The sequence below is a fragment of the Plebeiibacterium sediminum genome (genome assembly GCF_026013605.1).
GTDB classification, from domain to species: Bacteria; Bacteroidota; Bacteroidia; order Bacteroidales; family Marinilabiliaceae; genus Saccharicrinis; species Saccharicrinis sediminus.
This window is the reverse complement of sequence record NZ_JAPDPJ010000130.1, coordinates 1-5,749: the sequence shown is the minus strand read 5'-3', so window position 1 is coordinate 5,749 and position 5,749 is coordinate 1. Positions and strand designations below refer to the sequence as shown.

The window sequence follows — 5,749 nt, the reverse complement described above, 5'->3', positions numbered from 1 at the left end:
ATCTTGCTTTCTTCAACCGAAGCCCTCATATTGCCCGAAACCATTTCAAAACCATCCCGATTATTAACCAGGAGCTTCACCACTTCTTTATCGGTGTAGATGGGGATATGCGTTTTGGTTTTTGGCATAATGACCTTAAAAGAGCCATCATAATGCCTGGCTATTGTAATCCTGTTTTCGGTCGCAATGGTAGCCCCGTTGCGAAGGCTCATAATGTGTTTTTGTAGTTTGGCTATTGGAGCTATAACATAGTTATCAGCTTTATTATCGTTATTGTCGGGCGACCATGCCTCACTCATTAAAATACCTTTTTGAACGCCTCTGCCTTTGGTGGTGAAGCTTACCAACTTGCCTGAAAAGTCCGCAGAGCCTTGTAAGATATTTCCAGTTACCATGTATCGGATTTGGCGGTCTGCCGTGAAGTCTTTAATGGCTTCATCCCAACGCTCAATCAAGCTTTCTTTTTGCCCTGTGGTGAGCTGCATACTACGGCTCATTACACGCTCAATTTCTTTGGCAGTATCGCCCGAAGCAGGGAGAACGATGTATTTACGGCTGTCCGATATGGCAAAGCGAAGCTTCACCGATGAAGGAGCATAAGGATTCTTGCGTTTGGGGTTAATGTCAAAGCCAAGAAACACGCAGTATGAATTATCGCTACTATCAGTTTCAAAACTTACTGCCGGATAGAAATAGCCATGACCGACTTTGAAGAACTTAAAAAAGTTGTTCAGGTAGCGTTTACGGTTCTCGCTTTGTGTTTTGGTCTTGGTAATCTCGGCTTGTTTCCCTTCCTGAATTTCTTCGGTTCGTTCAACGACATAATCCCTTTGGGCTGCTTTGTCAAATACCGGAATTTTCTGATAGCCTTTCTCATCGGTGATACCATTAAAAAGCTCTTTGTATTTTTCTTCCAATGACTTTAAATCGTCCGTTAGCTTGTTTTGAACGAACTTTTCGTGAGCCGAAACTATTTCTTCAGAAATACTGTCAGGGTGTTTACCGCTTAGTTGTTTTTGAATAAGCTTTTCAAGTTCAGCTTTGCCGTAAGGTTTTTTAAGTACGTTGCATTCGCATTTTTCCAAAAAAGTATCGTTACCAAATACCGAACGTCCACCTTTCCCGGCAATCACAACACGCTTTTCAAGTGATTCCGCTTTCAGGTTCAGGACTTCCACCTCTAGGTCGTACTCATCGGCTTGCTTGAGGTATTCGATGTAATCGTTATATCGCTCAATAACCTCTTGGTAAAACTTCTCCTGTTCCTTTACTGATAAAACAGCCACACGCCCTGTTACTTTTGAAGCATCACCTTCTGATGGTGTTTCATCACTCTCTTTGCCTTCAAATTTGAGTGGATTATCCAAGGCTTTGTTTAGTTCCTCATTTTCCAACATATATTGGCGAACCACTTTGTCACCGTACTTATTCAAAAAGTCATCGGATTCCAATTGTGACTTGCTGCTTTTTTGGTTTGACGTGGTATTGGCATCCAATGATTTCAGCTTCTTTTTAAGCATCATCATAAATCGCTTTTGTGCAGGGATGGATGAGATAATATAATCGTAAATCGGTTTCATTATCTGCCCTGTGCGATTGATACGCCCACGCTTTTGAATTTCTGTATTGATGTTCAGTTCTGGTTGGAGTATCACCATCACACGCTGCTTTACCTTTTCTGCTGGCACTTTATCGGTGACAATGGCATGAGCCGAAGCTCCTGTTGAACCACTTTGATTAATCAGCAAACAGTCTATTTCATTGTCATTGAACTGACGAAACAAGTCGGCTGTGTTTTCCTTTTTTCGGCTCATCACCAAAGCGGTTGTATTCTTTGCTTTAGTGGAATTGTACTGAACACAAAGCTTTCGACCTGTAACTTCGCCAACCGAATAGCCGGCTTCTTTAATTTTTTGGATTATCAAATCAAGCGGACTGATAGTAATGCCAGTTGAAGCCTGTTCGATTCTTCTGATAATATCATAGTAAGCCAATTGTGCATCTTCCGATAAGTCGGCAATATTGAACTGTTTGCCTTGTGATTCTCCATCAATATCCTTTTCAGTATAGCGAAGAACAGAATCCAATCCCTTTTCCAAAACGGTTGAGAAGTCTCCGTTAATCACATCATCAGGTTTAGCCATTCCCTCTAAAAAGCTCCCCATTGTGGAAGCAAAGGCAATGATTGGTTTCTTACCTTCTTTTAGCCTGTTTATGGCATGGTCGGCAACATCAGAGGCATTCAAACTAAAGAGTAATTGATTAATGACGTTAAAGACCTTTGAGAAATACGGAATATTATCAACCCCTGCTTTCTCAGTTCCTTTGCGTGTTTCAACCTCTTTGCTTTCGGCTGCTGCAATCTTATCAAGCTCATCAACCTGTTTATTGATGTACTTCTCCTGGAACCCGATAATATCACGGATGATTGAGGTTACTTTGTCTGCGGTATCGGCTTGCTCTTTGGCTTTTTCTTTCAGCTCGATGTAGTTCACTTCCACACCTTCAAAAGAGCGTTCACGCCTTATCATCTGACCTTCTGAAACCAATTGAGCTGCTAACACTTCCTGCAATGCAACACCGCCTTTGGTGATGGCTTCCACCAAATCCTCTTTGCTCATATTGGCATCGCTCATCGAGGTCTTTTGAGCGTAAATCGGCATATTATCAGGTCGCTTGGCAAATGTGGCAGATAGGAAACAAACACCTTTAGTCTGGCGAAGTACACCTTGCATAAACTCACCTGTATTGGAGCTTCCCGAAGCGTTGTGAGCTTCATCCATAATGATAATATTACCACTACTTGCAGCGTTTAAAAACTCTTGTTTGGCTGGCTTTTTCGGCTGATTGAACTGCGAATAAGTGGCACAAACAAAGTTGTAATTATTGGGTACTTTCTTGCCCTTAATGATTCGCTCTTGTGTAGGCTTTTCTGGAGCTGTATAAATGACTTCACCGCTTTTGTCCTTTACATTGGTTTTGCTCTCTTTTGTATTCACGATAAACGGAACCAGGGCAGAGCTGCCAATATCGGATAAATCCCGATAGAGGTCTGTAAACAGGTTGGGCTTTTCTGAAAGAAATACAGGTTGCAAACCGCTTTTAACACCGTAGCGGATTAATGCTGCTGCGGTTCTCCCTTTTCCAATTCCTGTTTGGTCGCCCACAATAATTCCCTGGCCACGCTTCTCGATATTGTAAATGGCTAACGATACTGCATCAATCTGTTCACACGAAAGAGACTTTACAAGCTCGTCATTGCTGTAATCGAGTTTCTCGGCAACATAGTCAAACAAAGGCATCCCGATACTTTTCTTTACTTTCCGTATAGCGATGTGCATTTCATGTCCCATTGAATCGGGTACGGTTGTATCCAGGATAAATCCTTTTTCGGCTGTTGGGATATATGCCATTCCTAGCCCTTTATGTCCGAACATTCCTTGTAAATACTCATGCTCATTTTGAGCCAGCTTTTTGGTGCGGACAAAGCTTTTGTTGTTGGTGGTTTTAAAACCTAACTCAATAAGCCGTGCTGATATATGTTTTGGTGGAACGCTACCAAACTTTATGGTAATGCTGCTTTTGCATATTTTAATGTCTGATTTCATACTATACTGCGATTGAATAATTATTCTTTGTTGTCCACTGGTCTGCCATTGCATCGGCAATCCCCTGAAAGGTTTTGCTTCGTACCCTACGTCTTTCATCATCGCTTAAATCCCTTGCTTTGTAGTACCAAAGTGGCTGCCGTCTCCAACGCCTTTTCTTTTTATCGTACCAATGTTTGTACTCTAAAAGGTTCTCATCAATAATTTTTGTAGGCTCTAAAGGCGGTAAGTTTTTTAACCAAAGGCAAGTGGTTTTCTTCGCCTTGTCTCCAAAATGGTACGGTTGCACAATTTGGTCTGGTTTGCGGATGGCGGTACTGATAACACCCACAGGATTCTCAATTGCAATTTTTTCAATGGGGGCTTTCATCAATTTACCGATAAACCTCAATGCCTTTTTGCGTTCCTTTTGCCTTTCGGGGTCGTGCATCCAAGCATTGCCCGATACGGTAAGGTAGGTACATGGAGGAAAGGCAATCATCATATCCCAACCTTTATTCAATTGGTTTAAAACATCATCTTGTATGTGCCATTCGGGGTATTTGCCTGTGGTCGGAAGAATATCACAGCTAAAGGCTTCATGTCCTTTTTTGCGAAGTGCCATTGTAACGGTCTGGCTTTCTTCACAGGCTACCAATATGCGAAGTGGTTTGTTTGCTTTGGGAAGTTTACCAAGTGATAGTGAAAGCTGCTTTTGTTTTATCAGGATGGCTTTTGCACGAAGCTTTATGACTTTAACCTGGTTCGTTTTTGGTTTTGCATCTTCCAATCCAACCCTGTCCCATAGTTCTTCATGAGTATTGACAACGGTGCTGTGTAATTTATTTTTAAGTGGAGCTGCTCCATCGGGAACTGCTTTTGCTCCATCAATCAGAATCAATCGTGTATTGATTGAAGTTCCTTGTCTGGAGTAAAGCTTTTTGCCGTTAATAGGGATAATATCTTCAACGTTGTAAAAATGGTAGAGGTAATTCAGGAAAATGCGGTTAGTTCCTGCCGTAACCCGACCATGTTCGTCCCAAGTGGTGTGACCGCCAATGATAATGGCTGCCTTACCGTCATCCTTCATGCAACGCAAAGCGTTTAATGCCATTGCATGTTCCAATCGTTTGATTTTAAACTTTCCGAAAAGTTCAGGTACAGAAAGTGAACCGAAAGGAGGATTCGTTACTACACCGTCAAATTTTCTGTCATAAGCTGCCGGAGGTTTTAACGCATCCCAAGAGCTGACCTTTGCAAATGGTTGTTCTTTCAGGTTGGCAAGTCTTACATCATCCAACTCGTTTACATGGGTGAAGTGATAAGGCAAAGCAATGGTTAAAAGTCCGTTCCCTGCCGATGGTTCTAAATATCTTGGAAAATCGTTTTTGTCATTGGTAAGGTGAGCGTTGCCGACAATTTTACCTTTTGAACTTCCCTTTACGATGTTCTTAAAAGCCTTGTAGCCTGATAAGCTACCTGATTTTAAGATATAACTCGATGCCAGGAACGAAATGGGTGCCGGAGTAGAATACTGCTGCATCAAAACGCTCATGCTTGTTCGCATGGAAAGGTTAACCTGTGATTGATACAGGGCTACAATATCAAGGTATTTTTCGTAAGTGGTTAGCGAACTGTCGTGTGCTATCTCTCTTGCGTTAAGGATTATTGCCAGTTCGGTAAATTCTTTCACCAAGTTTTTATTGGCAATACCGAAGCTTTTGGCAATGCTTTCAATAGTGGTTTTAGAGTGCTTACGTCTGCCTTTTAAATCCTCACGAATCCTTGATATGTAGCCCTTTTTATCCATGAACAAACCAGAACTACATGATTGTGTGAGCCAAATAGAAAAGACCAATGAATATCTCTGCTGCCATTGTCAGCTCTAAACACCAAATTCGCTTATCAGCAAAACCTGTTGCAATCAAAGCTGAAATAGCGATGATAATGGTGTATTCGATATTGCCAAAACTGAAATAATAACTTAATCCAAGGAGCGTAAAACCTCCAATTGCTGATACATAGTGCGCAATACGGATAAACAGGTTTCGCTTAAAGTCGGAAAAAACACCGACTAAAAAGATTCCGATACCGCCTCCGATAACCCACCAATCGGCAGATTCTTTAATGAAAATACCTGTAATGATGATGGCCAGTCCACA

General features: G+C 41.7%; 3 protein-coding genes. All 3 read right to left on the bottom strand.

Going from position 1 to position 5,749, the window contains the following annotated elements; all coding sequences use genetic code 11:
- The coding region (locus tag OM075_RS24125) for a strawberry notch C-terminal domain-containing protein (protein ID WP_301193124.1) at positions 1-3,608 on the bottom strand (3,608 nt) is incomplete at its 3' end.
- Position 3,609: 1 nt separating this feature from the next.
- Complete coding sequence (locus OM075_RS24120) at positions 3,610-5,397, bottom strand: class I SAM-dependent methyltransferase (RefSeq protein ID WP_301193123.1); 1,788 nt, start codon at positions 5,395-5,397, stop codon at positions 3,610-3,612.
- 13 nt (positions 5,398-5,410) lie between these two features.
- On the bottom strand, positions 5,411-5,749 hold a 339-nt coding region (locus OM075_RS24115; RefSeq protein WP_301193122.1), incomplete at its 5' end, for a hypothetical protein.